The 4235-nt window shown below is 42.4% G+C and carries 4 protein-coding genes; all 4 read left to right on the forward strand.

The window, feature by feature from the left end; translation table 11 throughout:
* The first annotated feature begins 63 nt into the window (after window positions 1-63).
* Entirely contained in the window at window positions 64-372 is a 309-nt protein-coding gene (locus tag ACT3RN_RS14755) for an IS630 transposase-related protein (protein WP_225739248.1), read from the forward strand.
* Between the two features lie 20 nt (window positions 373-392).
* Window positions 393-911 carry an IS630 family transposase gene (locus ACT3RN_RS14760; RefSeq protein ID WP_192520079.1) on the forward strand — a complete coding sequence of 173 codons (519 nt, stop codon included), beginning with the start codon at window positions 393-395 and terminating at the stop codon, window positions 909-911.
* A gap of 202 nt (window positions 912-1113) precedes the next feature.
* Complete coding sequence (locus tag ACT3RN_RS14765) at window positions 1114-3321, forward strand: TonB-dependent siderophore receptor (RefSeq protein ID WP_192523510.1); 2208 nt, start codon at window positions 1114-1116, stop codon at window positions 3319-3321.
* 105 nt (window positions 3322-3426) lie between these two features.
* Complete coding sequence (locus ACT3RN_RS14770; protein WP_192523511.1) at window positions 3427-4170, forward strand: siderophore-interacting protein; 744 nt, start codon at window positions 3427-3429, stop codon at window positions 4168-4170.
* Window positions 4171-4235: the final 65 nt, after the last annotated feature.

The raw sequence follows: 4235 nt of genomic DNA on the forward strand, positions 1-4235 counted from the left end.
TATAGTCAGTCTTTTATAAATAAGATACAATGCTTTTAAAATAAAGAGAAAGATATAATCATTATGACTTACTCAGCAGACTTTCGAACGCAAGTTATAAAAAGCGTCAAAGACAAAGACATGAGCATTCGTCAAGCTTGTATTTTCTATGACATCAGCAAAACCACTTTACAGCGTTGGCTGAAAAACCCAAGTATCAAACAAACTCGGGATAAGCCACCCAGTAAAATACCAAATGAAGCACTTCTCAAAGACGTCGCGCAGTATCCAGACGATTACATGTACGAGCGAGCTCAACGTTTAGGCTGTAGCAAGTCAGGCATTGATATTGCCCTAAAGCGCCTTGGTATCAGTCAAAAAAAAAGACCTTAGAACATCCAAAAGCGTGTCCGATAAAAAGAGCAGCGTATCAGAGTAAGCTCAATAGTTTTATGCAGCAAGGCTATCCCATTGTGTACATGGATGAAAGCGGCTTTGAGGCTGAAACCATTCGTTCTCATGGCTATGCACCGATAGGTAAACCCTGTATCGACAGCTATAACTGGCAAGCAAGAAAGCGCACTAACGTTATTGGTGCGCTCTATGAAAAAATGTTATTTGCCTTAGATTACTTTGAGCAAAATATTAACAGCAGCATATTCTACCACTGGTGCAAACACACGCTAATACCAAGTCTTAAAACAAAATGTGTGATCGTGATGGACAATGCTAGATTTCATAAGAACAAATGCATTCAAAAACTACTGAACAGACATGGCCATCGTATTCTTTGGTTGCCACCCTACAGCCCTGATCTAAATCCCATTGAAAAGAAGTGGGCACAGGCAAAATTTCTACGTCAAGGCTGGATGGAGAATAATCTACCTAAGCTGTTTCATGATATGGGTTGTATCTCTTTTATTCTAGACTGACTATATTAATGATTTTGTCCCATTCATGCTTTATTTGTCCTTTATAAGAACCGCCAATGACTGCCTCTAATGCTTGTATAAACACTCTTATTGTAATTTATTAATGATAACAATAATCATTAGTGTTATCATTATTTCCGTATTGAACATTCATATCTTTTAACTCAAGACCCTCAACTACTTCTATCTGAAAGGAAATACGATGTCGTCTCTTTTACGTTCCGAATCTGCCCGAAAAAAACAATTAAAAATGGCAGTCAGGATTGGCTTATTAATGAGTATTAGCCATGCTGCATACGCTGAAGAAACGGCAAATAATATTGAAGATGTCCAAAACAAAGATGAGAATGTTGCTACGGTTAATCCGACCCCAGCGACGACCTTAGATACTATTACTGTTTATGCCGATAGCTACCGCAGTACAGGCACCAAAACTGCATTAGACCCTAACGATGCTCCAATGAGCTATAGCAGAATCAATCAAGAACTATTACAAAAACGTCAAGCAGATAGCGTTAATGCGGCGTTACGTTATGAGCCCGGCGTGAGTGCTGAGAGCCGCGGTACAGTATCTATTTTTGATGAATACAACATTCGCGGTTTTAAGACTTACTCCAATTTTTATGATGGATTACGCCTCCCCTATGACGGCGCTTGGAATTTGATGCCGCAAGTAGACATTTATGCGACTGAAGCGGTAGAAATATTAAAAGGCCCAGCATCCTCACTTTATGGCTACGCGGCTCCAGGTGGCATGGTCAATCAGGTCGCCAAAACGCCAAAAAGCACTCAAGAGTCTGAAGTACAGGTGCGCCTTGGCAATCAAAACCTCAAAGAAGTGGCAGTCGATACGACCGGCCCTATCTCAGATACGCTCAATTATCGCTTGGTGGCATTAAAACGTAAAAAAGATGGACAGATGCAGACCACAGAAGAAGAACGCACTTTAATTAATCCGTCACTTGAATGGCGACCGACAGAAGATGTCTCCGTTCTTGCCAATCTTTTTTATCAAGACGATCCCGAGATGGTGCCTTCCACTCCGCTGCCGGCTGCTGGGACAGTCTACAATGCCAGCTATGGCAAGCTAGATAGTGATGCCTACGCAGGTGACGAGTGGAATCATTTTAGCAAAGAAGTACTGATGCCAAGTGTGACTGTCAACTGGGCTATCAATGACAAATTAACCTTCAAGAATATCCTACGCTATACCGATGCCGAAGCGCAGCAGCGTAATATGTATAATCAAGAAGGGTTTATCACGGGTAGCGATAATATTTTAAATCGTGTGGCCTATACCACCGATGAAAAGATGAACAACTGGACCACAGACAATCAGCTGGCTTATCAGTTAGATACTGCCAACACCTCGCACAATTTATTATTCGGTGTGGAGTATCAAGAAACGGACAGTAGCGCTACATATTATGATGCTGGCGCAGATGGCACCCCAAACCTTGATTTGTCCAATCCCGATTTTTCGCAAATCAATGCTGGCACTTTGCCATTAGATATTTATCGACAGAAACAAGACATCGAACAAAACCAGCTAGGATTTTATGTACAAGATGAGATGCAGTGGCAAGATTTAACGGTAGTAGCAGGCTTACGTCACGACAATTTTGACAGTACCACTGAGCAAACCGACGCCTCTAAAGGTGCTGTTTATAGTAACAAGACGATTGATAACAGCGCATCAAAAACCAGTGGTCGCCTTGCTGCCATTTATGACTTTGATAATGGCTTCTCTCCTTATGCCAGCTACTCACAATCGTTTCAGCCTGTTGTCGGTAGCAACTTCGTTACTAACAAGGCATTTGAGCCCACCACCGCTGACCAATTAGAGGCTGGTATCAAATATCTGTCCCCAGATCGCGCCACACAAGGAACGTTGGCGGTGTTTGATATTACGCAAAAAAACGTCGTGGTGGCTGATGAAATCAATTACAGAAGTCAAACCCAAACGGGTGAAATTACCTCTAAAGGGTTCGAGGTTTCAGGCAGCCACATGCTAAGTGATTGGGTAGATATTACTGCAAACTACAGCTATACCGACGCTGAGATTACCGAAGATGAATTCAACCCTGACGTGGTCGGTAACACTCCTGCCCAAACTGCTAAGCACAAGGCGACACTGTGGGCAGACTATTACGCCACAGATAAATTGACCCTCAATGCAGGGGTTCGCTATGAAGGCGGCATGCAGCTTGATAAGCAAAATTCAGACGAGCTGCCAAGTGTGACATTGGTAGATATTGGTGGCAGCTATCAAATCAATCCGATGCTCACTGTTGGCGCTAGTATCAATAATTTGTTTGATAAAACCTATGTCGGTACTTGCTACGATAGCAATAACTGCTGGATGGGACCTGAGCGCCAGATGTCCGTAAGCCTAAAGGCCAACTTTTAAACAATATAGAGCTTATCATTACTAGAGAATGCCTGTCTTATATACTGGCGTTATCTAAACTGATCACTTGAAAAATGAAACACTTAAATTAAGAAAGGCATTAAAATGGCAAAACCTGCTCCAAGAACATTGAATGTTGTTCGCACCAAATACATAACGCCACAGATGTGCCGCGTCACGCTTGGCGGTGCTGGACTGACTGATTTTCCGGCAGATCAAGAAAGCGCTTATATTAAACTCATATTTCCTCAAGACCATGGGGCTCGACCACTGATGCGCACTTATACCATTAGTAGTCAACGTGAGGATGAAATAGATGTCGATTTTGCTTTGCATGACGCTGAAGGCCCTGCTTCAATGTGGGCACGTAATGCCCAAGTTGGTGAGCAAATATTGGTCGGCGGCCCAGGACCAAAGAAGCTGATTAATAATGAGGCAGATTGGTTTTTATTGGTTGGTGATATGACAGCGCTACCAGCCATTAGCGTCAATCTTGCCCAGCTACCTGCTAATGCCTGCGGCTATGCAGTCCTTGAAGTCACCAGTGAAGCGGATAAGCAACTACTCAAAAAACCAGACAACGTTGACATTCACTGGGTGATCAACTCACATCCAAATACCGAAAGCAGCCCATTACTTGAAAGGGTTAAAACGCTTACGTGGCTAGCAGGCCGGCCTGCGGTGTGGGCAGCATGTGAATTTCATAGTATGCGCGCCCTGCGCCATTACTTTAAAACATATTTCTCAATACCAAGAACGCATTTATACATATCCAGCTATTGGAAAGTCGATAGCACAGAAGACCAGCATAAAATTGAGAAGCAGAAAGATGCAAAAAACCTAGCATAATATGCTATTTGTCTTTTAATAAATGGTAATGTAATTATCAGTTTTTAATATAATTATTATAAACT

It is taken from the genome of Psychrobacter sp. AOP5-GZ1-6, from assembly GCF_052376345.1.
Taxonomy (GTDB): domain Bacteria; phylum Pseudomonadota; class Gammaproteobacteria; order Pseudomonadales; family Moraxellaceae; genus Psychrobacter.